The organism is Fervidobacterium sp. (assembly GCF_059913585.1).
Window position 1 is genome coordinate 106,869 of record NZ_DBOLZL010000012.1, and the last position, 23,007, is coordinate 129,875.

A 23,007-nucleotide genomic window follows, 5' to 3' on the forward strand; every position below is an offset into this window, starting at 1 on the left:
GTTTGCCTTTACATGGATAATAAAAAACGCTACCGCTTCAAATCGGTAGCGTTGATACTTATCTTTCACTCAGAAAAAGAAAGTTAGTTTTAGAAAACGGTGTTGAATACTACACTGTTTCGACCATAGCGCCAAGGAACTGACTTCTATAAAGTTCGGCGTAGAACCCATTTTTATGGAGAAGTTCTTCGTGTTTTCCTATTTCGATAATCCTACCTTCATTCATAACTAATATAACGTCTGCATTCTTGATGGTTGAGAGCCTATGTGCTACGACGAAAGATGTTCTACCTTTCATGATGTCTCTCATAGCTCTTTGAATATAAACCTCTGTAAGCGTATCAACGTTACTTGTTGCTTCGTCGAGAATCAAGATATCAGGATTAGCTAGGAACGCTCTTGCGATAGTGATGAGTTGTTTTTCGCCTTGAGAGATGTTGGAGCTATCTTCTCCTATTACTGTGTCATAACCATCGGGTAGAGCCATTATGAAATGATGGACATGTGCCATCTTGGCAGCGTTAATTATCTCTTCTTCTGTTGCTCCATCTTTACCATATGCTATATTCTCCTTTATCGTTCCACTGAACAGCCATGTATCTTGCAGGACCATGCCAAAGTGTTTTCTCAAATTGTATTTTTTGATGTCCCTGATGTCTATCCCATCGACTTTTATACTACCTCCTTGGATTTCGTAGAACCTCATGAGAAGATTGACAAGTGTTGTCTTACCTGCACCTGTTGGACCGACGATTGCAACCATCTGTCCACTTTTAACATCTATATTCAAGTTCTCGATGAGTGGCTTTTCTGGAACGTAACTGAACTTAACATTTTCGAATTTGACATCACCTCTCACTCTTTCTAGTTCAATAGCATCTGGCTTGTCAGGTTTCTCTTCTTCCTCTTCAAGTATCTGAAAGACCCGTTCAGCAGCTGCCAGTGTGGATTGAATCATATTCACTATATTAGCGATTTGAACAATCGGTTGATTGAATTGCCTTGAGTATTGGATGAATGCCTGAACATCACCCACTGTTATAGCCTTCTTTGTAACAAGCACACCACCACCAACAGCCACTATGATATAACCCAAGTTTCCTATAAAATTCATCACGGGCATTATTATACCTGTAATGAATTGAGCTTTTTTGCTCTCTTTGTAGAGTTTTTCGTTGATTTCTTTAAATCTTTGAACTTCGTCTTTCTCTCTTCCATAGGTCTTAACTGCTAAAAAGCCGCCGTATACCTCTTCAGCTCTACCAGTTAGCTCACCAAGGTATCTTTGTTGTGCGGCAAAGTACTTTTGTGATTTCTTGGCAATGAATACCGTTACTAGAGCACTCATTGGCAAAGTTATGAGTGTGAGTAGTGTCAAGTTAAGGTTAATTGTAATCATCATGTAAGTTATACCAATGATAGTAACTATACCTGAGATGAATTGTGTTAAGCTTTGTTGTAATGTATTGCTAATCAAGTCTACGTCGTTTGTCACACGGCTTATTACATCTCCATGTGAGTGTCCATCGTAGAATTTCAATGGAAGTCGTTCGAGTTTGTTGTTAATATCCTCTCTCATCTTCTTCACAATATTCTGTGTGACTCCTGCCATTAGATAACCCTGCAGGAAGTTCAAAAGTGCGGCAACCGAATATAAAATTCCAACATTTAGTAGGATTCCAAAGATTTTTTCAAAATCCATCTTTGTTTTTAAGAACCCAGCTAATGGAGTGTTTCTAAGCATAACTACTCTAAAAATCTCCGTTGTAGCCTGTCCAAGGACTTTTGGAGCCTTTATTGTCAGTATTGTAGCAACAATCGTCAATGCAAAAACAATAACGATTCCAATTATGTGAGGTTTAAGGTATTTCAGCAGTTTTCGAGTTGTCTTTTTCAAATCTTTTGGCTTTTCACTGCCGCGTGCAAATGCAGGTCCTCCGAATCCTCCAGGTCCTCCGGGTCTTGTTGGTTTTGTATTGTTTGCAACAGGTCTTGTTTGTTGTTCCATTCTTCTTTCTTTGCTCATCTTTCTCACCTCTTGTCCTTTGTCACATGGCTTCTTCGTTTGAAAGTTGTGAGTAAACTATCTCACGATAAATTTCGTTTGCCTTCATCAGTTCCGAGTGATTACCTATACCAACAATCTTTCCATCTTTTAGAACAATTATTTGATCCGCGTTCATTATTGTTGCAACTCTTTGAGCTACTACAATTACAGTTGCATCTTTTGCTTCCTTGAATAATCTCAACCTTATTTTTGCATCTGTTTTGAAATCGAGTGCACTGAACGTGTCGTCAAAGAGGTATATTCTGGGCATTCCTGCTATCGCTCTCGCCAAGGAAATCCTTTGCTTTTGACCGCCAGACAAGTTCAAACCAGCCTGCTCTATATGGTAATCGAGTCCCTCTGGGTATTTTGATGCAAATTCAAGAACCTGTGCGATATCAGCTGCCCTTTCTACCATTTCGTCTGTTATCCAATCTCGCCCAAATTTGATGTTTTCTCTAATGGAACCCGTGAAAATTACAGGTTTTTGCGTGGCGTAACCTATAATCCTTCTGAGAACATCGAACGGGATTTCCCGGACATCTATTCCGTCTATTCTGACGCTCCCAAGGGTAACATCGTAGAACCGTGGAATTAAATTGAGAAGCGTTGTCTTACCAGAGCCTGTGGAACCTATTATCGCTGTTATCTTTCCAGGTTCTGCTCTAAACGAAATCTCGCTCAAAACAGGTTCCTTTGCTCCAGGATAAGCGAACGTTACATTTTTGAATTCTACTATGCCTTTAATATCAATGGGTTTCGAATCTTCAAACCATGTGATTTGTTTCCCTAAAACCTTTGGGTCTATTACCTTCGGTTCGACACTTAGAACTTCGTTTATCCTCTTTCCAGATACACTTGCCCTTGGTAGGAAAATAAAGATAACGGATATCATAATGAACGAAAACATTATTTGGAGAACGTATTGCATTACCGCCATCATCTGACCAACTTGCAAATTTCCAGCATCAATTTGCTTAGCACCGAACCATATTATGGCAATTGTAGTAAAGTTCATCACTACCATCATATAAGGAAATAGTATGGAAGCCATCCTGTTGACCCACAGAGCGGTTTTGGTTAAATCCGCGTTGGCATCTGAAAATCTCTTTTTCTCATGCCCTTCTTTATTGAAAGCCCTTATAACACGGATGCCTGTGACCCTCTCTCGAACAACGAGGTTCAACTTATCTATTTTCTTTTGCATACTTTTGAAAAGTGGTGCTACGATGGCGGCAATTAAACCCAAACCACCGAGCATCACAGGCACAGATATAGCGAGTATACCTGTTAGTTTGGCATCTTTATTCACAGCCATTACTATTCCACCAACAGCCATAACAGGTGCCATTACAACCATTCTAAGTATCATTACCGTTGCTTGCTGTATCTGGACTACATCGTTTGTTGTTCTTGTAATTAAAGAGGAAGTACTGAATTTGTTCATTTCTTCGAGGGAAAAGGAGGAAACTTTTTCAAAGACAGAATTTCTCAAATCTCTTCCAAGTCCCATACTTACAATTGAAGATGTGTAACTCGCAATGACAGCCGCTAATACACTTATCAATGAAACAAGCAACATTTTACCACCAATACTCCAAATATAATCTACGTCTCCTCGTGTGATACCTTTATCGACAATCTTCGACATCAGGTCTGGCAAATATAGTGAAATAATAGCTTGAACAGTTACAAGTGTAACGGTAATTATTATTAGTAGCCAGTACTTTTTAAAAGCCATCTTTATTACCATTGTTTATGCCTCCTTCGGACAATATTCTCCAACTCGTTGTTTAAGGTCTTCTTGAATTTTTTTCAACAACTCTTTAAGCTCTTGCTTTTCCTTGTCTGATAGGCTACTTAACAAAAGTTCCTCTGCTTCTCTTAACACTGTCGAAAGGTTTTTGAGTAAGTTCTCAGATTTTTCTGTAAGGTACACTCGGGTAATTCTTTTGTCTAACTCGTCTTGTATTCTTTTTATCAGACCATTTTTCTCCATTCTTCGAAGCATAACAGCAACAGTTCCTTGCTCTACCCCAATTCGTTTTGCAATTTCTTTTTGACTTAGTCCTTGGCGTTTCCTGAGAACAAATAAGATAGGTATCTGACCGGGATGAATGTTGAACTCTCTTAGTGTTCTTTCGTGAATGAATTTGAAAACTGACCTTTGGATGGAATTCAAAAGTGCCAAAACACCAGCATTTTCCATCAATTCTTTCAAAAAACTCACCTCCAAGCTGTCGTTAATACTTATACGTCTAATAATTAGACGTATAATTATATTAACTCTCAGTTTTGGAAATGTCAATACCTGTTTTTGAAAAGACTTTTTGACAGTGTTCATCTTTGGGCTTTAAAATCATCGCTAATCGTGTTATAATATCACCAGGATAAATACGTTTTGTGACTTAAAAATACTACACAGGGGGTATATGGTATAACAGTAGACAAAAAGCGCTTAGTATTTTATGTTTTCTTTTTCTTTCTCACCCTGGTCGCCCTTGTTTTGCTTGATATGTCTGTGAAGAATCTAAAAGATGCTTTCAAAAAACTGGAAAGCACGAAAGTTTTTTTCAAAATTCTAAGTTGCGAGCAAAAGGGAATTTCCTTAGTTTGCGAAGCATCTTTAATCGTTGAAACGCCTGGAGTTAAAAATGAAATTGAGATAGTCCAGCTCCGAGTGTTCACGCAGGATGGCAAATATATAGGAAGCTGGAACAGTGACAAGATTAGAAACCAAAACTTCAGCTTCTTAATATCTAATGCAGAACTTTTTGGAAAAATTCAAAGCGGGTCTATAAAGGTAAGTGGTTTTGCAAAGGTCAGGATAGATATAGGAAGGTACGGACTAAAGATGAACCTGCCGATAGAGGAAGAGGTGAAAATCAGTGAACGAAGATAAAGTACTCAATGAAAATAACATAGCAAAGGAAAACTTAGAAGCTCAAAGAATATTTTCACCTGAAAGAAATGCTTATGATACATACTCTTTAAGGCCTAAGTTTTTGTCTGAATATATAGGTCAAGATAACATCAAAGAGCGTTTAAAACTTGCGATATCTGCTTCAAAAATGCGTGGTGAACAACTTGACCATATACTTTTAGCTGGTCCTCCAGGACTTGGAAAAACGACGCTTGCCGTTGTTATAGCTAACGAGCTCAATGCCAATATCCATATTACAAGTGGTCCCGTTCTTGAAAAACAGGGAGACCTCGCAGCAATATTAACAAATCTGGAACGCGGAGATGTTTTATTTATCGATGAAATCCATAGAATGAATAGGAGTGTCGAAGAGATACTTTATTCTGCTATGGAAGATTTTCAGATTGATATAATGATTGGAAAGGGACCTGCCGCAAGGTCTATTAGAGTGGATTTGCAACCGTTTACCCTTATCGGTGCAACAACGCGAAGCGGATTGCTTACTTCTCCTCTAAGGAACAGATTTGGTATTATATTTGAGATGAGTTTCTACACAGAGGAAGAACTTGGTTTAATAATAACTCGGGCTGCTCAGGTAATGGGTGTCACGATAGAACCAGAAGCGGCTCTCTTGATTGCACGGCGTTCGCGTGGAACACCAAGAATTGCAATTAGGTTGTTGAAACGTGTTCGAGACTTGAGTACTGTAAAAGGTTCGCAAGTCATAGATACTGAAACCGTTAACGAGGTTATGAATTTGCTCGGAATTGATGAGTACGGGTTGGATGAGATGGATAGAAAACTTTTGAAAGTCATAATCGAGGTTTATAAAGGTGGACCCGTTGGATTGAAAGCGCTTGCTGCTTCGTTAGGAATTACAGAAGACACGATTGCTGAAGTATACGAGCCATTTCTTGTGCAAAGTGGTTTTTTGGCAAGAACAGCTCGAGGAAGGATGGTAACTGAAAAAACTTACAAATACTTCGGAATAAGCACATTGGGGGGACTCTTTGGTGATTACTGAAGAAGAACTCAGAAAAAATTATGATACTGTTCTGAACAATATAAGGATTCATGCCGAGAAAGTTGGTCGTAGTTGTAATGAAATAAAGCTCGTTGCAGTCACAAAAACACAGCCTATAGAAGTGCTGAATCTGGCACTAAGTGTTGGAATAAAGGTATTTGGGGAAAATTATGCTCAGGAATTAAGAGACAAAGCCAAAGTTCTTCAGAACTTAGGTGTAGAGTGGCATTTTATAGGCAGAATCCAAACAAACAAAGTTAAATACATAGTTCCTGTTGCAAAGTTGATTCACTCAGTTTACAGGCTTGAAGAACTGGAAGAGATTGATAAAGTGGCAAAAAAACTTGATAAGACGCAACTTGTGTTGCTTGAAGTGAACGTTTCTGGTGAAGGAACAAAAGCTGGTTTGCAAGCAGAACAGGTAAGGAATTTCCTAATACAAGCAAGTAAATATACCAACGTTAAAATAGTCGGATTAATGACCATGGCACCTTACATAGAACCAGAAATGACAAGACCGTATTTTAAAAAGTTAAAAGCTTTGAGAGACGAACTGAAAAGCGATTTTCCCGATGTCGTCGAACTTTCAATGGGAATGACAAATGATTATACTGTTGCTGTTGAGGAAGGTAGCACTATTGTAAGAATTGGCACAGCTTTATTTGGCGAGAGAAAATCAAAGTAAAATAAAAGATAACAAAAAGGGGTGGGTTTATGTTTGTTATAGGCAACTTTTTTTACGCAGTTGGAGTAGTTCTTCGGATGTTTATTAATTTTGAAACAGCGGTGATAATAATCGCTGCGATACTTAGTTGGATACCACAAGCTTATTCTTTCCGACTTTACCACATTTTGCGCGAACTTGCAGATATTGTTGAAAGACCTATTAGAAAGATAATTCCCCCAATTGGTTTTATAGATATAACACCACTTATAGCGATTTTACTTCTTGTCTTTTTGGATAGGTTCCTTGCCCAGTCGTTAATTGACTTGGGGTGGAGATTGCGGTGAGGATTGGAATCTTCTACAGGACGGACTACGTAATCTCAGCAAAGGAAGTATACGAAAAGCTTAAAAGTCATTTTGATATTTTATTTTTCAAAGACTCGTCAGAAAATTTTCCAGAAGTTGTAGAAGATAAAACATTTGAACCACAAGTTGTCATCTCAGTTGGTGGGGATGGTACGGTTCTTCGTGTTTTGAAAAAAGTTAAGTGTCCGGTGATAGGAGTTAAAGCTGGAAGATTGGGATTTTTCTCCGGCTACCTACTTTCGGAAATCGACAAACTTATCGAAGATTTAAAAAATTGGAATTTCATAGAAGATAAAAGATGGATGCTAAGGGTTGAGAGCTCTGCAGGAGTTTTTTTTGCAATAAATGACGCTGTTTTGCAGAAAGATGTTGCTCAGAAAATCGTTGATTTCACCGTAGAAATGACAGATGGAACTTTTTATTACCACGCTGATGGTTTAGTTGTGAGCACTCCCACGGGTTCTTCCGCATATGCGTTGGCGCTTGGAGGACCCATAATCCTTCCGAACGTTGAAGCATTTGAAATCACCCCCATGGCACCGCAGTTTTTGGCCACACGTAGTTTGGTCATACCAAGTACAGAGAAGATAAAAATTACTGTAAACGATACGGTTAATCTTGTGGTTGATGGGGATGTTGTAGGAAAAGTCAAAGAAGTGCATGTCAGAAAATGTTCTAAGGTAATAACGTTGCTGCGTCCGAAGTCTTATGATTTTTCAACTTCGATTAAAGAAAAAATTGGATACGGTAAAATGCTCCTTAAGAACGGTTCTGAGTGATATTTGGTGTTTTTCCAAACATAATTAGAATGCAAGGTGATTGATGTGAGATGGATAATAAAAGAAAGACTTGAAGAGTTGAAGAAGTATGTTGTGAAAGAAGGATGGTATGTAGAAGATATATTCCAGAATTGTTCCGTAGCATTTAAGGAACGAGACGATGTTATTGCAAAAGAAGTCAACAAAAACTACTGGGATGTTTACAATGAGTATCTTATGATTCTTGAGTTTTCCCAACAACTCTTTGGTATGTTCACACCAGACAAACGCGACCTACGATTTATATCTGGTTCTGTCATTATTGCGAAGATCCTACTTGATATAGCTGACAGGTTGCGAGATATAGCTTCTGACATTCTGAATTTAGTAAAGGAACCAGATATAAACCAGAGCATTTCAATTCCAGATATGTTTAGATTTTCGCAAAGGATGTTGAGAAAATCACTGAGAGTGTATGTGGACCAGAACCTCGAAGGTGCTGCTGCAATTTGCACTCAGGATGCACAAATTGATGAGTCTTACTCAAAATTCAACGAAGAAATAGTTCGACTGATTCAAGATAATCCAAGAGTTGTTAAACGTGCGTTGATGTTGATGGACATTTCAAAAGGGTTGGAGGAGATATCAGATTATTCGGTCCAGATAATCGAAGTTACCCACTTCATTGTTACGGGCAAATACTATACGTGTTATAAAGACTCACTTAAAGAGTTTTCTATAGAACTCTTCAAAAATTTGTCTCAACAAAGTTGAAAAGTATTTCGAGTATAGGTTCTGACCTTAAAGCATATTCCACCAATAAACCTTTTTCAGGAGGGATATACTCTGAGAACTCTCACAAAATACGTGCTCAAACAATCTCTTAAACCTTTTTTCATGGGGCTTGCTGGGTTCATCGTCTTTGTAAGTGTTGAGTGGTTATACCAAATCTCCGACTATATAATAAGAAACAGGGTTGGGGTTTCAAAGCTTTTATTGTTTGTCGCCTATAACATTCCTTATTTCACAGTTCTTGGCATACCGGTGGGTGTGCTTTTTGCGATATTTTGGGTGATTAGCGAAATGTCGACAAATAGGGAAATTACAGCGATATTAGTTCATGGAATCTCGTCAAAAAGGCTCGTAACTCCATTTTTGATTCTTTCAATAATCTTGGGATTTTTTTCTTGGCTTTTGAATGATTACATCGTTCCTAACGCAAATTACAAATCGTCACAAGTATTAAATCAATACATCCTTCAAGCTCCAGAAACTGTTATCAAGACAAATATGCTTGTAGAACTTGAAAAAGACGTTTATTTTTACGTAAAGCAATATGACAAACAAAAAGGAGAACTATACGATGTCGTTCTTTTTAGAAACGAAGAAGGGAATGAGCAGATTTTAACATCAAAGAAAGTCATAAAGAAAGAAGATGGCTGGTATTTGCTTGATGGTAACATGTATGTTGTTGAGCTAGAAACTGGTTTTCTAAAACTGGATATGCAATTTAATGAAATGAAGTTGGATGTTGCAGGTGAAATCGAACAGATGCTTAGAGCCTATAAAACAACTCGTGATAAGACTTCAAAAGAACTTCGTGAACAGCTCGAGACTTACAAAAAGTTAGGTATAAACACTGCATCACTGACTGTGGAGTTACATCAACGTTATGCAACAGCTCTTGGTTCATTGGTTATAGTGCTAATAGGTTTGCCTGTATCGTTACTTTTTGGTTTTTCCAGCAAATCCTGGAGTGTGATTTTGACGTTCATACTTGTTGTGCTTTATCAGGGTTCTGGAGCATGGCTTTCTGGTATGGGAAAAGAAGGACTTATGGATCCAGTATTAGCTACCTGGTTACCAAACATACTGTTTGCAGTGGTCGGGCTCATACTCTACTTGCTTATGGATACCCCAATAGCCTACAGAGCAAGAGAAATTCTTAGTAAATTCTTTGTAGTCTTTTTAATCATTGTTCCCTTTACTTTCCTTCTCTCATCAACAGGGTTTGCCGGTGATTTGAAAGTTACAGCAAGTATTGCGAATTTTTCAGAAAATTCCGTCTTTTTGAAAGACGGAATTACAGTAGTATGGGATAAATATAGACTTGAATGTGATGAGGCAACTGCTACACTGGAGGACGGTAAGGTAAAAACAGTATTTGCTTTCGGAAACGTGTCATTCTACGATGGCGATAGGAAATACGTTGCAAAATCGCTTACTTACCACTTTGAAACAAGTAGAGTGCTCGTAGTTAATGCAAAGACCATCTATACTTACAATTACAAAGGTAAAAACGTTCCCATATATGTGTATGGTTCAGAGATAGAGGGCGAAAACATCGACGACGAAACAAAAACAAAGATAGAAATACGTAACCCTTCGATAACCACTTGTAGCTACGAAGAACCTCACTACCTGATACTCTCAGAAGAAGTTTACGTTTTGGAAAACAAATACATCATTGCCACGAACTCGTTCCTTGTAGTTCTTGGAGTTCCTATTTTCCCATATCCTGTTTTTGTAACAGCACTCCAAGGTGAACCACCGTATTCTTTGACTTTTACTTTAGGTAATACATTTGGAGTTTCCCAAACTTTTGCTTTTAATGTTAACAACTGGAACGCGAAGTTGACTTTGGGAATAGACAACATAATGTTTCAAGCTAACGATAACATCAACAAGCTGAATAAAGTATCATACGACCTGAAAGCAGATAAATTTGAGTTTACACTCTTTCCTCTGACTTATAGGTATTCCAACAAAACGGTATATTACAAATACGACGGCATGGTTTACCTTGAAGGTAACTATCTCTCAGATACTAACTACTACCAAAGAATAGGACTTTCATTACAAAATGCGAATGCACAACTTTATTTCAAGCCTCACATAATGTACGACGCGCGTTTGACAGATACGATAGTTAGTATTAACGGTGGCGTCAGAAACGTGTCCTTTGTCATCTTAGATGCTAATAGACTCAACTTTAGCTTTGATAACAATTTACAGCTAAGAACTGATGGATATTTAACATCGTTAGAAAGAAATTGGGTATCAGTGTACCGAGGTTCATATAATTTGAATATCGCTAATAATGATATAAAGTATACTCTTAACCTATCAGGCACGTTATCCGAAAGTGGTCATAACAGAACTTTTCTTTATACTTATCAACTTCCTTGGACTTTCAAATGGAACTCGTTTACTACGAATTTCAACTATACTTTCAATATCAAGGGTGTTTCAAATATATCTACAACGAAAACAGAATCCCTTGCTATGTCTGATAGATACCTTGTAGATTTAAACTACAATGTTGGTCCATTTCGATTTACAGGTAGCTGGGAACAATCTTTTGCATTTTTAGACGAGCCACAGTCAACTAACAAAAATATCTTTAAACTTACCTTTACCTTGAATTCTGGCAAGTTGACAGCAAATGTTAGTAGAGGCTTCGATTTTCTGAATAACAAACAATTGCAAGACACATTCACAATAAAATATTCAGAGCAATTTGGTCCAATCAATGCAAGCGGTTCAATCTCTGGAACATACGACAATAGTAACGCAAAGCTTGGTGTTCAGAACATCAATTTTGGTATTAATCTCAAGGAGTTCCAAACAAGTTACTCTCTTCAGTTCTCAGTAATTCCTGGGAATCCAATAGCAGTGTTTGTTCACACTCTAAAATACTCCAACCTCAGTGCAACGATTTATCAGAAACCTGATTACATAGAGAGAGCAACAGTGTCTGGCTCGCTTAATTTGTTTGACTACACTACTAAGATAAGTGGAACATATTATGTGAGAACAGTAGGAGCAGAACCAAATTGGAGCTTGTCTTATAGTATGGAAAAGAAAGATGAGAAGTATGTGATATCTTATAACACAGATAATACAAAAAAGTATCTTCTTGAATTGAGTACAAAAAAGATAGATCCAAATATTTATATAAAGCTTAGATACGACCCATCAAGAAATGTTATTGATAGCATGAATTTATCAATTGATAAGTCCTTGCACTGTTGGAGGCTTCTTATAGGTGCAGACTTATCATACAAAAGCACTGGTAACTGGTTAGATTTCTTGGACAAGCTTACTTTTAAATTCTATCTTACAGACATATCTGACATTTTCTTCCTTCTGGATCCAAAGGCAGGTCAATTTCAATTCAGTGGGATGTGATAACACCAGTATGGCATATTTGACAGATTTTAGCTCTCATAAATTTGAAACGCTCGACCTCTATGAAAAGTTCAAAAAGGTAATAGATGAGTATGCTTCAGGAGTAACTTCCTTTCTTCTTGCCGTCTCGGGTGGAGTAGACTCAATAACTATGCTTGATTTGTTTTTCAAACTAAAAGAAGAAAGACAACACTTGCGAATAGGTGTTGCAACGTTCAACCATAAACTTCGCCCAGAAGCTGACGAAGAAGTTGAGTTTGTAAGAGCCAAATCAGAACGAATGGGATTTACATTCTACACAGATTCTGCCGATGTTAGGAGTTTTTCTCAGCAGAATAAGATGTCAATTGAGGAAGCTGCAAGAGCTCTGAGATATGGTTTTCTTGATCAGGTTATGAAAGAGCACCATTACGAATTAACTGCAACTGCCCACAATGCTAATGACTTACTTGAAACAATGATTATGCGGTTTACAAAAGGGACAGGTCCTTTCGGACTGGCAGGACTGAAAATAATTTCGAACAATTATTTCAGACCACTGTTATTTTTCACAAGGCAAGAGATAGAACTTTATGCAAAGGATAGAAATTTGGATTATGTTGTTGATATGTCAAATTACGATGAACACTATCAGAGGAATTATATAAGACACAACATAGTGCCACTTCTCAAAAAAATCAACCCCAAACTTGAAAGTGCAGCAATTTCTTTAGCGCTTAGTATTTGGGAAATGGATGAATATGTTGAACGAGCGATAGAAAAAACGGAAAAGTATATCTTGGGCAACAGGTTGATTTTTAAACTACATAGCGACCCATTTTTACAAATCGAGCAACTACGCAGGTTATCACTACGAGTCTTTGGTAAACCATTGGATAGGGAGAAGATTGAGCGTTTTTCAAAAAATGTTATTAAATCTAAATCGTTCAAGGTCTCGTTTTGGGGGGAACTTGGGGCTGAAGTATCCCACGGATGGGTGATGCTTGGGAATATTAAACGTTTTGATTCTTTTAAATTCGTTATTGAGCTATCAAATGATAATGGAGATTTCTCGAAGAAACCCATGAAAGGTATAGAGGTCAACGGGTACTTTATTAATTTAGTGATTCATGGTATAATTAAGTCTGATGTTTCTAAAATTTGCTTAGTTGTGAGAAATTGGAATGAAGGCGACAAAACTTTTGAAGGTAGAAAGTTGAAAGAAATATTCAATGAAAAGAAGGTTCCGACTTTTGTGAGGAGGTTGATACCAATAGTTGTGTTAAACGAACGTGTAGTTTACGTGCCGGGATACTACAAATCAAAAATCCTTGATGAGATGGGATTGGAAATTGTTTCGAAAGGAGGTATAAATTTTGAATCGTAACTTGAGTTCCATTATTTTTTTCATACTAACAGCTCTCTTTCTCTTCTGGGTTTACCAAGGACTGGTAAATTCAAAAGGTGTTGTAGAAATTAATATGAGTTACAGCGATTTTGTCAATCGCTTGGGTAATGGAGAAACCGATATAGCAAAGGTTATTATCAAAGACGATGGGAATATTTCAGTTGAAACAAAGAACGGAAAGTTGTATTCAGTTTATGCTCCGTGGTTTAGATACGATGTCGAAAAAATTAATAAACTCGTCGAATATGGAATTATTGTTGAAGGTGAGCGAAGTGTTGATAGTTCATTTTGGATAAATGTGATAGGAAATATAGCGATGTTTATAATAACATTGCTACTTTTTGCCTTCATAATCCGCGGACTTGGGAGAGGCAACAACCAAGCCTTTAACTTTACAAAAAGCAGAGCAGAAAAAGTAGGACCTAACAAGATAAAAGTAACGTTTAAAGATGTTGCTGGTGTTGATGAAGCAGTTGAAGAGCTTAGAGAAACTGTTGATTTTCTAAAGAACCCCGGAAAGTATGCAAAAATTGGTGCACGAATGCCTAAAGGGATACTGCTTGTAGGACCGCCTGGTACAGGAAAAACACTTCTTGCACGTGCGGTTGCAGGAGAAGCTAATGTCCCATTCTTCCACATAAGTGGTTCTGATTTCGTTGAGTTATTTGTTGGTGTTGGTGCTGCGAGAGTTAGAGACCTTTTTGAACAAGCAAAAGCAAGCGCACCGTGTATAGTTTTTATAGACGAAATCGATGCAGTTGGTAGACATAGAGGTGCTGGTCTTGGTGGAGGACATGATGAAAGAGAACAAACGTTGAACCAGTTGCTTGTAGAAATGGACGGGTTCGATGTTAACCAGGGAATCGTAGTCATGGCCGCAACAAATAGACCAGATATACTTGACCCTGCGCTTTTAAGACCTGGCAGGTTTGACAAGAAAATCGTTGTGGATCCACCAGATGTGAAAGGCCGCGAAGCTATATTGAGAGTTCATTTAAGAAATAAACCTATAGACAGAGATGTGGATGTTTCTCTGCTAGCTAAAAGAACTACGGGATTCGTAGGTGCAGATTTGGAAAACTTGGTCAATGAAGCTGCTCTTTTGGCTGCAAGGGCAGGGAGAAACATCATTAAGATGGAGGACTTTGAAGAAGCGATAGACAGAGTAATAGCTGGACCTGCAAGAAAATCAAGGATGATTTCTGAAAAGCAAAAGCGAATAGTTGCCTATCACGAAGTAGGCCATGCTATTATAAGTTCTTCCTTACCAAATGCGGATCCTGTTCACAGAATTTCTATTATTCCGCGTGGTTACGCAGCTCTGGGTTATACCTTACATCTTCCAGCGGAAGATAAATACCTTGTGAGCAAAAGTGAACTCCTTGACAACATAACAACATTACTTGGTGGAAGGGCTGCTGAAGAGCTCGTTTTTGGTGATTTCACAAGTGGTGCAGCAAACGATATAGAACGTGCAACGGAAATCGCAAGGAAGATGGTTTGTGAGTACGGAATGAGTGAAAGTTTCGGTCCATTGGCTTGGGGAAAGACAGAACAGGAAGTATTCCTTGGTAAAGAACTCACCAGAATCCGTAACTACAGTGAAGATGTCGCAAAACTCATCGACCATGAGATTCAAAAAATAGTGATGAGCTGTTATGAACGAGCAAAACAGATACTTGAAAAGAACCGCAGCAAAATGGACCAGATAGTTGCCGTATTACTTGAAAGGGAAATTATGACTGGCGAAGAACTGAGAGCTATGCTAAATGGCAACGAGGAAAGCGGGAATTCCCAAGACGAAGTAGCAGCAAACTAAAAGTCAGGTGTGAACAATCTACAAGGGGGAATAGGAATGGAGCGTTTTGAAAGCCTTTTAGGCTTGAACAAATCTTTTGAAATTGTAACCGATGAATCAATGGTTTGGGACGAAGATAACGAGCTTTCTTATCTTCATCTAGTCTCCACATCGTCTCTTTTTAAAGAAATAAGTGCCTCTTCCTTTGAGTTGTTGAACAATTATCTGACCGAGGATGAAACGTCGGTTGTTACAAAAGTGGAAATTGAACACATAGCACCTGTTGTTGTCGGGGAGCGCCTTGTGGCCGGACTAAGGATAACAGATGTTTCCAAAAATCACATTACGTTCAAAGCACTTATTTTGAGAGAAGCGCAAAAAATTGCAGAAATTAAACTGACACGCGTCGTTGTTTCCAAGAATTACTTAAGAAGAAAAGCAGTTGAACATGCATGATTAAAAACCAAAAAGACAAGAAAGGTGAATAACTTAAAGGATGAGAAGACCGCGTAGTTCGGAAGCTTTTAAAGAGTATAGCTATGTTTTAAAATTTAGAAACTCTGAAAAGATTGTTAAAAAAATAGAGGGCAACCTTGGTAGGGTTGCCCTCATTTTCCCAAATTCCTATACAGTTGCGAGTGGTTCATTGGCTTGGAGTTGGGTGCAAACTCTACTGGCAGAACGTGGGTTAAATGTTCAGAGATTTTTCTACGAAAACTGGTTTGAACGCTTTTACTCCATGGAGGACCAGATTCCTTTAGACGAATTCCCCGTATGGCTATTCACGTTACAGTTTGAAAACGACTTGATAAACGTCGCAGATATCCTCGTCAAAAAGGGTATCCCTTTGTCAGTATTCGAGCGACAACCCTACCATCCGATAATTGTAGTTGGTGGACCTGTAACGCTTTTCAATCATGAATTAGTAGACGAAATATCTGATTTTGTATTCGTTGGAGATTTAGAATGCAGTGTTGATGAATTCTCAGAAGCGTTGCGATTTGATGAGAAAGATGATATAATCAGACACCTGTTGAATATCAATCAAATCTATTCAAGAAAATTCGGAAAATTGAAATTTTCAAATTGTATTGGCAACTTAAGCCCAGTGCCGGTGGGCCACTTCATAACCCCTTTTTCCCCATATAAAAATAAATTACTTGTTGAAATAGGACGAGGGTGCATTCGTAGATGCGCGTTTTGTGTAACCGGTTATACGAAAAAGCCTGTGAAATTTGCAAGTCTTGATGAAGTCATAAACGTTTTTGAAAAGTACAAAGGTTTTGAGTATGGATTGATAAGTGCAACAATAACTGACTACCCTTATCTTGAAGGACTGTTAGACTACCTAGAGAATCAAAATATACCGTTTTCAGTTTCATCAATGCGGGCAGATAAGATTGACAAAAGACTCTTGATGTTGTTGAAAAACACAGACCATCATTCTTTCACGATAGCACCAGAAGGTATATCACAAAGGATGAGAGATATCATGCTTAAAGATTTAACAACAGAACAGATTATCAAAACTCTTGAGTTAGGAAGAGAAGTTGGCTTCAAGCATGTTAAGTTTTACTATATCATCGGACTTGAAGAAGAGGACGAGGGTGATTATGCAGAGTTTTTCGACTTTCTAAAAACTGTAGTTGATATGGGTTATCAGGAAGTTGTGATAAGTGTCAATCCACTTGTTCCAAAACCATTCACACCTTTTGCTGGTAGAAAAATGATAGAGAAACGAGAGTATGAGGAAAAAACGAAGTTCATAAGAAGAAATCTTCCGAAAAAAGTCAAAGCAGACTTTGAAAGTTACAAGCTAAGTAGAATACAATACGAGCTCTCACACTTAAAAGGTTCTCAGACGGTAGCTTATTTGGGGCAAATCATCAAAACAGAAAAATAAAAGACGCGGAACTTGAGTTCCGCGTCTTTTTTTGCTCTGCAATTTTTTGCTTTCTTACCTTTCTTTCTTCTTTTCTTCAATTTCCCGCTCTTCGAGTTCTTTACGTCTTTTTTCCTTACTTACAACAAAAATCAAAACCACAGCGGTGAATACCGTGAGCCCAAGGTTTAGATAAAACTCGAAGGGTTTAGGTTCCTTACCTAAGTAGTAAGTTAATACTAAAAGTTCAAGCACAAAAGCCCATGTGAATATAGTTAAAACAGTGCGGGTAAACATATTTGAACATCACAACCCTTCCAGTTTTCTGTATAATTTTGGAACACTTTCGACAAGTAGTTTTGTGTATTCATGGGATGGTTGCAAAACAACCTTGTCTGGATGACCACTTTCGACTACTTCTCCATCTTTCATTACGAGTATGTTGTCGGAAACGTAATAAGCGAGGACTAAATCGTGTGTGATGAAGATGATAGAGGTTCCCTGTTCTTCCCTTAGCTCTTCGAGCAATTTGATTATACCTCCACGACTCGAGGCATCAATCATAGAAGTTGGTTCGTCTGCAACTATTAGTAGAGGTCTCAAAATCCAGCATCTTGCAATCATTATTCTTTGTTTTTGACCTCCAGAGATTTGGTGTGGATATTTTCCAAGGACATCCTTTGGGTCTATTCCCACTTTGAAAAGCGATTCCTTAATTATCTCCAAACCTTCTTTTTTATTTTGGGGTTTTTTCTCCATTAAATTCACAGCCTGCCAAAGAGTCCTTTCGACTGGATAGAACGGATTGTAACTTGCGAATGGGTCCTGGAAAACCGCGTGAATTTTCCTTCTGAGCCATTTCAAATCTTCCTGTTTTTCAATGTCTTTCCATTATCTGTTGTTTCAAGCCATTTTGGAACTGGTTGTGGGTTCTTTGCAGAGGAAATTCCAAAGAGAACTGGCCACGTATCAACATGCCATGGAGCTGGTCTGAACCAATATGGTTGGTCTTGGTTCGGTCAGTTGACCCAATATTTTGTTGAATATTCATACCAGTGGGCTGTATAGAATGCAGGTATTGATGGCATATCTCTTGCTATTATCTCCTGAATTCTAAAGTATGCGTTCTTTCTCACTGCTGGATCAAGTGTAGATACCGCACTGTCAAGTAGTTTTACTATTTCATCGTTATCATAGCGTTCCCAGTCGCCTGCCCAAGTGACTTCCCCAACTGGGGCAGAGAGTCTTTTATCGAGAACGAATCTGTAAATGTTGAATGGATGATCAAAGCTTGGTCCAACGCTCCAAGAGATAATCATGTCGAATGTTCCTTTTGTCATTCTGTCTGCCCATACCGAGAAGTCTGGGAATTCTGTTATTACCTTGATTCCTATTTGTCTTAAGCTCTTTGCTATAAGTGCACACATCATCATCCAGTCTGTCCAACCGTATGGAACAGAAATTGTGTAAGAAAGCCTCTTTCCATCAGGTCCGACCCTTATACCATCTCTACCAACCTTGTATCCGTCATCGTCAAGTATCTTCTTTGCTTTGTCAAGGTTGTAATCTGGTCTTCCATCAGCTGTTCCGGAGGTTTTCTTCCATAGGTCGTAGTTGATGTGTTGTTTGTTTGGTTCTAAAAGGTCGATAACAAATGACGGATGAGCTTGACTTCCATATCCGAAGTATGCTTTTTCTAACATATCATCGTATGGGATAGCGTATGCAATAGCTTTTCTTACTTCAGGGTCAGAAAGTCCTGGTTTTGTGTTGTTCAGATATACAAATCCGACTCCATCAGGTAAGAAGTATGGTTTGGATTTGTACCATGTTCCAACTGGCAAATTCTTCTTTTGCCACATTTCCCAAACACTTGGGATGAACAATCCTGCCCAGTCTACGTTGCCTTTCTCAATTGCCAACGTTGCTGTTGGGTTGTCCTTGTAAATGACGTGTGCGACATACTTTGGTCTTGGTAATCCAACTTTTCAGCAATAACTGGAATCCAAGCGTCTCTTCCAAGGTCATACTGGAATGCCGGTAGGTACAAGAACTGGTCAGTTCCCCATGTTGACTGCGCTGCGTAAAGGTTCCAAGTAGTTGCTGGTCCTCAAAGTGCTCCCGCGATGTAAACTGTCTCTTCTCGCGGTAATGTTACCGCCGCCATGGTTAACGAAAGAACCACGAGCAAAATGAAAAACGTTCCAAACCGCCTCGTACAAACACCTCCTTAAAAATGTGGTAGAAAAAACGTTATAAAGTCCGCAAAAAATGTTCAAGAACAAGTACATTGGCACCGACTAAAGATGGTGGAACATCTTCAAAAATTGTGTCTCTAATCACGGTGTTGAACAAAGTCTTGTCCAAAACCTTATACAGTTCTTCTTCGATAAGATTTCCAAATGTCTCATGAATATCGTTAATCAAACCCCCGAGAATAATGACGTCAGGGTTAAGAAAACAGATAATGTTTCTAAGAGTAATAGCCAAATATTTGATATAGTTTTCTAAAACTTTCTTAATTTCTTCATTACCTCCACTCCAGAGTGATTTCAGGTAGTGAAACTTTTCCTGAAGAGTGTTGTTTTTGGCATAACCGTTGTCTATCAGGTAGTCGAAAGTCCCTAACATCCTCGTAGGTGAAAGATATCTTTCCAGCTCTTCTTGACAGAATGAGACATGTCCAATCTCACCTGCTGCGGAATTTCGACCACGGACGATACTACCGTTTACCAAGATTGCTCCACCAATTCCTTCACCAAAGTAAAGGAAAAACGCTACTTCTGAATTTTTCACATCCGCTGAAAAGAAGCGCTCAGCGAGCATCGAGAGATTTGCATCGTTTTCGATGAATATTTCTAGCCCAAGCTCCATAAACTCCTTTCCAAAGTCTATGTTCCTCCAGTTTAAATTAGGGGCACACATGAGTGTTTTGTTCTCATAGTTCACAATTCCAGGAAGTGAAAATACAACCTTTGATACGTGATTTCGCGTAGGGTATTCTTTTGTAATTTTTTCAAAAGAATTGATTACCGTATTTCTGAACTTTTCGAAATCTTTTTGAGTATCAAAACTATCTACGATTTCCCATGAACCATCGAGATATCCAACAGCAACAAGCGTTTCGACAATCTCTACATTGTATATAATAGACGTTACAAAAGATTTGGTTGGGCTGTATATCACTGAACTCCTTCCAATATTCGTAGATATACCGACAACTTCTAGTAATCCTTCCTCTTCTAGTTCACCTATCAATCTCCAAACAGCGCTTTGTGCAAGCCCCGTTTCCTTGGAAAGTTCTGCACGACTTGCTTTTCCCTTTTCCATGAGGTATCGAAGTATGATTCTTTTATTCTCTCTTTTCATAGAGACTGGATTAAGCTTTTTCGTCATATTTTTCCCCCGAACTGTATGCTTATGCAAAGGTTTCATACCTCTGAATTTATTGGTTTTCGTTAGTTTTTTCTTTCTCAGAAATAATCACATAGATTATACATGGAATACACAAGAATCCAAAATGGATTAAAATAGCCAAAGGTGGGCTAAGTCTTTACAAAATATCTTTAAGAAAAGGATTTATAGCAGCTCAAAAATATTCGGTGAATTTGTGTCGCTTTCGAGGAGGGAATGGAAACAATTTACATAGCATGTGTTAAATAACTTATGGCAGGTGAATCTAAAAATCAGAAGCAGCGGAGAAATAATAAACAGCGGGAGTTAGTTCTGAAATTAAATCAATTTTATTACAAGTCATATCTTGCCCAACTTCATACTGAAGACGCCTGTTGCAAGTATTATAGCAGTTTCAAATCTCAAAATCTTTTTTCCAAGGCAGATACTTCTGAATCGTTTCTTCAGCAATGAAAGCTCCTTCTGGCTGAATCCACCTTCAGGACCTGCTATTATACCGACGTTTTTTGATATTCTTTTTGGAATTTTTCTTCCTTTAAAATCAAGTATGTATGTGCTTTCCGGAGCTAAAGAGAAAATGTCTAAAAACTCTATAGGTTTTATTACGGGAAAGGTGTATCTAACACATTGCTTAGCTGCTTCTCTGACAACAAGCTCGAGCTTTTCCTGTTTATCTTCGTAGTGTCTTGAAGCACGTTCGTTATTGAAAACATAAATTTCATCAACGCCTAATTCGACTGCCTTTTCAATTGTCCACCTCAGTCGCTCCCACCGACCAGATGGTGCAAAAAGCACAAGCCTTCCTTCAGGACTTTCAACGAACTCGTAGCTTATCACATTGCCAACTGCTGAATATTTATCTATCCTTTTAACAACAACTTTGTATTTTCCCCCATTTCCATCGGTGGCTTCTATGATTTCTCCTTCTTTCAGTCTCATCACTTTCATGTGAGTTACTTCATGCTCATCGAAATAAACAGCATCATCTTTTGGAATGCAGAAATACAAATTTGGCAAAGTAATTCCCCCCATTTAGAACTTTTTTAGAATACGCCGCCCGTGGAACGGGCGGCCCATTATGGTTTAATTTCATTCAATAAGACACATCCAGAATTTCATATTTTTACCAGTGCAATATTTCCTTTTCTGTTTCTTTGTCAAATACATGCATCGTGCTCATGTCGAAAACCAAATCTATCTTTTGACCTTCCTTTGCCTGCGTTTTTGCATTAACTCTTGCAACAAGTCTGTCTTCGCCAGCAATCACATGCAAGAGTGTTTCACTTCCAAGTGGTTCGACAACATCTACCATAACTTCGGCGGTGTTTTCTGGTTTTGGAGCGATTGCAAACATTTTATCGTAAATGTTCTCTGGTCTGATACCAAAAATGATATCTTTGTCGATGTATTTTGAAAGCTTGTCTTCGTATTCCGTTGGAACTTTAAGTTTAAGCCCACTCGTCTTGACCCAAAGACCACCTTCACCGCGGATGATTTTTCCAGGTATAAAGTTCATCGATGGGCTGCCAATGAAACCAGCAACAAATATGTTGGCAGGTCTGTTGTAAACTTCGTATGGTGAACCAATCTGTTGTATTACTCCGTCTTTCATTATGACGATTTTATCTGCCATTGTCATAGCTTCAACTTGGTCGTGTGTAACGTAAACTATAGTTGCTTCGAGTCGCATGTGAAGTTTTTTCAATTCAGCCCTCATTTGAACGCGCAACTTTGCGTCGAGGTTTGAGAGAGGTTCGTCAAACAAGAAGACCTTAGGATTCCTAACTATTGCCCTACCAACGGCAACTCTCTGCCTTTGACCACCGGAAAGTTGTCTTGGTTTCCTGTCAAGAAGATGTTCAATCTCAAGAATTTTTGCAGCTTCTCTCACTCGTCTTTCAATTTCGTCCTTTGGCACCTTTCTAAGTTTCAAACCGAATGCCATGTTTTCATAGACCGTCATATGAGGATAGAGTGCGTAGTTTTGGAACACAAAAGCGATGTCTCTATCTTTTGGTTCAACGTCGTTAACAACTCTTCCATCAATTTTGATAGTACCTTTTGTAATTTCCTCAAGGCCGGCTATCATTCTTAGAGTTGTTGTCTTTCCACAACCCGATGGTCCAAGAAGTACAACAAATTCTTTGTCCTCCACGGTGAATGTTGCGTCTTTAACCGCTTCCACTTTGCCTTCGTAAATCTTCCACACATGTTCAAGGTCAACCTGTGCCATACGTGTTATACCTCCTCTTCTTTTTGATGTGCTTCAGTATCTTCTATTTCTTCAATTTCGAAGATTTCTTCCAATTTCAGCTCTTTAAATAACGAAGGGTCACCGAGGTCAAGTAGGTATAACTCCCAGACTTTGTCAACAAAGTCCATTATCTTTGTGTATTTATCGTAAGATACAACTACAACCGCCGGTTTTCCGTTCCTGGTGATTATTATGTCCTTTGAAAGAGCATCTTCAACCACTTTTGAAAACTTTGCTTTTGCCTCTGCCAGCGAGTAAAAATCCTGTTTTACTCTCATACATTGACCTCCTTGACTA

The 23,007-nt window shown here is 38.4% G+C and carries 21 protein-coding genes; 11 read left to right on the top strand and 10 right to left on the bottom strand.

The genetic code is table 11. The annotated features are described in order from the left end of the window. Positions 1-109 precede the first annotated feature (109 nt). Genes AC3M61_RS03860 through AC3M61_RS03870 form a run of 3 tightly spaced genes read right to left on the bottom strand, consistent with a single transcriptional unit; the run spans position 110 to position 4,268 of the window. A complete protein-coding gene (locus AC3M61_RS03860; RefSeq protein WP_500779583.1) occupies positions 110-2,026 on the bottom strand; it encodes an ABC transporter ATP-binding protein in 1,917 nt (638 codons plus the stop codon). 22 nt (positions 2,027-2,048) lie between these two features. Next, on the bottom strand, positions 2,049-3,800 hold the full coding sequence (locus AC3M61_RS03865; RefSeq protein ID WP_500779584.1) for an ABC transporter ATP-binding protein: 1,752 nt from the start codon (positions 3,798-3,800) through the stop codon (positions 2,049-2,051). Between the two features lie 3 nt (positions 3,801-3,803). Continuing rightward, the gene (locus AC3M61_RS03870; protein WP_500779585.1) at positions 3,804-4,268 is read right to left on the bottom strand and encodes a MarR family winged helix-turn-helix transcriptional regulator; all 465 of its coding nucleotides are present in this window, start codon (positions 4,266-4,268) and stop codon (positions 3,804-3,806) included. 285 nt (positions 4,269-4,553) lie between these two features. Between AC3M61_RS03870 and AC3M61_RS03875 the strand changes: the two genes are divergently transcribed. From AC3M61_RS03875 to AC3M61_RS03925, 11 genes are all read left to right on the top strand, one after another. Then, on the top strand, positions 4,554-4,949 hold the full coding sequence (locus AC3M61_RS03875; RefSeq protein WP_500779586.1) for a hypothetical protein: 396 nt from the start codon (positions 4,554-4,556) through the stop codon (positions 4,947-4,949). Positions 4,950-4,998: 49 nt separating this feature from the next. Continuing rightward, positions 4,999-5,994 carry a Holliday junction branch migration DNA helicase RuvB gene (ruvB, locus tag AC3M61_RS03880; protein ID WP_500779734.1) on the top strand — a complete coding sequence of 332 codons (996 nt, stop codon included), beginning with the start codon at positions 4,999-5,001 and terminating at the stop codon, positions 5,992-5,994. Continuing rightward, positions 5,984-6,679 carry a YggS family pyridoxal phosphate-dependent enzyme gene (locus tag AC3M61_RS03885; protein ID WP_500779587.1) on the top strand — a complete coding sequence of 232 codons (696 nt, stop codon included), beginning with the start codon at positions 5,984-5,986 and terminating at the stop codon, positions 6,677-6,679. Before ruvB ends, AC3M61_RS03885 begins: the two co-directional genes overlap by 11 nt. Before the next feature lie 29 nt (positions 6,680-6,708). Then, positions 6,709-7,005, top strand: coding sequence for a YggT family protein (locus AC3M61_RS03890; RefSeq protein WP_500779588.1), 297 nt, complete (start codon positions 6,709-6,711; stop codon positions 7,003-7,005). After that, complete coding sequence (locus AC3M61_RS03895; RefSeq protein WP_500779589.1) at positions 7,002-7,805, top strand: NAD(+) kinase; 804 nt, start codon at positions 7,002-7,004, stop codon at positions 7,803-7,805. The genes AC3M61_RS03890 and AC3M61_RS03895 overlap by 4 nt, the downstream gene beginning before the upstream one ends. Before the next feature lie 45 nt (positions 7,806-7,850). Beyond that, entirely contained in the window at positions 7,851-8,558 is a 708-nt protein-coding gene (locus AC3M61_RS03900) for a phosphate signaling complex PhoU family protein (RefSeq protein ID WP_500779590.1), read from the top strand. Positions 8,559-8,651: 93 nt separating this feature from the next. After that, on the top strand, positions 8,652-11,975 hold the full coding sequence (locus AC3M61_RS03905; RefSeq protein WP_500779591.1) for an LptF/LptG family permease: 3,324 nt from the start codon (positions 8,652-8,654) through the stop codon (positions 11,973-11,975). A gap of 10 nt (positions 11,976-11,985) precedes the next feature. Continuing rightward, on the top strand, positions 11,986-13,341 hold the full coding sequence (tilS, locus tag AC3M61_RS03910; protein ID WP_500779592.1) for a tRNA lysidine(34) synthetase TilS: 1,356 nt from the start codon (positions 11,986-11,988) through the stop codon (positions 13,339-13,341). Beyond that, a complete protein-coding gene (ftsH, locus tag AC3M61_RS03915) occupies positions 13,331-15,181 on the top strand; it encodes an ATP-dependent zinc metalloprotease FtsH (protein ID WP_500779593.1) in 1,851 nt (616 codons plus the stop codon). Before tilS ends, ftsH begins: the two co-directional genes overlap by 11 nt. 36 nt (positions 15,182-15,217) lie before the next feature. Further along, positions 15,218-15,616, top strand: a complete 399-nt coding sequence (locus tag AC3M61_RS03920; RefSeq protein ID WP_500779594.1) for a thioesterase family protein — start codon at positions 15,218-15,220, stop codon at positions 15,614-15,616. Between the two features lie 40 nt (positions 15,617-15,656). Continuing rightward, on the top strand, positions 15,657-17,063 hold the full coding sequence (locus AC3M61_RS03925) for a B12-binding domain-containing radical SAM protein (RefSeq protein WP_500779595.1): 1,407 nt from the start codon (positions 15,657-15,659) through the stop codon (positions 17,061-17,063). Positions 17,064-17,117: 54 nt separating this feature from the next. On the opposite strand, the gene AC3M61_RS03930 is transcribed toward AC3M61_RS03925, so the two are convergent. The 7 genes from AC3M61_RS03930 to AC3M61_RS03960 all read right to left on the bottom strand — a co-directional run bounded on the left by AC3M61_RS03930 (position 17,118) and on the right by AC3M61_RS03960 (position 22,988). Then, positions 17,118-17,339: a TM0026 family membrane protein gene (locus AC3M61_RS03930; protein WP_500779596.1), complete on the bottom strand. Its 222-nt coding sequence runs from the start codon at positions 17,337-17,339 to the stop codon at positions 17,118-17,120. Between the two features lie 9 nt (positions 17,340-17,348). Then, positions 17,349-17,906, bottom strand: a complete 558-nt coding sequence (locus AC3M61_RS03935) for an ATP-binding cassette domain-containing protein (RefSeq protein WP_500779597.1) — start codon at positions 17,904-17,906, stop codon at positions 17,349-17,351. Between the two features lie 155 nt (positions 17,907-18,061). Further along, positions 18,062-18,964 (bottom strand): ABC transporter substrate-binding protein, encoded by a 903-nt coding sequence (locus AC3M61_RS03940; RefSeq protein ID WP_500779598.1) that lies wholly within the window; start codon positions 18,962-18,964, stop codon positions 18,062-18,064. Between the two features lie 331 nt (positions 18,965-19,295). Next, positions 19,296-20,438 (bottom strand): ROK family transcriptional regulator, encoded by a 1,143-nt coding sequence (locus AC3M61_RS03945; RefSeq protein WP_500779599.1) that lies wholly within the window; start codon positions 20,436-20,438, stop codon positions 19,296-19,298. Positions 20,439-20,795: 357 nt separating this feature from the next. Further along, positions 20,796-21,473, bottom strand: a complete 678-nt coding sequence (locus AC3M61_RS03950; protein WP_500779600.1) for a 16S rRNA (uracil(1498)-N(3))-methyltransferase — start codon at positions 21,471-21,473, stop codon at positions 20,796-20,798. Between the two features lie 106 nt (positions 21,474-21,579). Then, the gene (locus AC3M61_RS03955; RefSeq protein ID WP_500779601.1) at positions 21,580-22,689 is read right to left on the bottom strand and encodes an ABC transporter ATP-binding protein; all 1,110 of its coding nucleotides are present in this window, start codon (positions 22,687-22,689) and stop codon (positions 21,580-21,582) included. A 5-nt stretch (positions 22,690-22,694) separates the two neighbouring features. After that, positions 22,695-22,988, bottom strand: a complete 294-nt coding sequence (locus AC3M61_RS03960) for a type II toxin-antitoxin system Phd/YefM family antitoxin (RefSeq protein ID WP_448378968.1) — start codon at positions 22,986-22,988, stop codon at positions 22,695-22,697. Positions 22,989-23,007: the final 19 nt, after the last annotated feature.

Bases quoted from the DNA above. Each gene is read 5' to 3' on its own strand.
- AC3M61_RS03860 (WP_500779583.1), bottom strand. From the start codon at position 2,026: ATGAGCAAAGAAAGAAGAATGGAACAACAAACAAGACCTGTTGCAAAC.
- AC3M61_RS03865 (WP_500779584.1), bottom strand. From the start codon at position 3,800: ATGGTAATAAAGATGGCTTTTAAAAAGTACTGGCTACTAATAATAATT.
- AC3M61_RS03890 (WP_500779588.1), top strand. From the start codon at position 6,709: ATGTTTGTTATAGGCAACTTTTTTTACGCAGTTGGAGTAGTTCTTCGG.
- tilS (WP_500779592.1), top strand. From the start codon at position 11,986: ATGGCATATTTGACAGATTTTAGCTCTCATAAATTTGAAACGCTCGAC.
- AC3M61_RS03920 (WP_500779594.1), top strand. From the start codon at position 15,218: ATGGAGCGTTTTGAAAGCCTTTTAGGCTTGAACAAATCTTTTGAAATT.
- AC3M61_RS03925 (WP_500779595.1), top strand. From the start codon at position 15,657: ATGAGAAGACCGCGTAGTTCGGAAGCTTTTAAAGAGTATAGCTATGTT.
- AC3M61_RS03930 (WP_500779596.1), bottom strand. From the start codon at position 17,339: ATGTTTACCCGCACTGTTTTAACTATATTCACATGGGCTTTTGTGCTT.
- AC3M61_RS03945 (WP_500779599.1), bottom strand. From the start codon at position 20,438: ATGACGAAAAAGCTTAATCCAGTCTCTATGAAAAGAGAGAATAAAAGA.
- AC3M61_RS03955 (WP_500779601.1), bottom strand. From the start codon at position 22,689: ATGGCACAGGTTGACCTTGAACATGTGTGGAAGATTTACGAAGGCAAA.
- AC3M61_RS03960 (WP_448378968.1), bottom strand. From the start codon at position 22,988: ATGAGAGTAAAACAGGATTTTTACTCGCTGGCAGAGGCAAAAGCAAAG.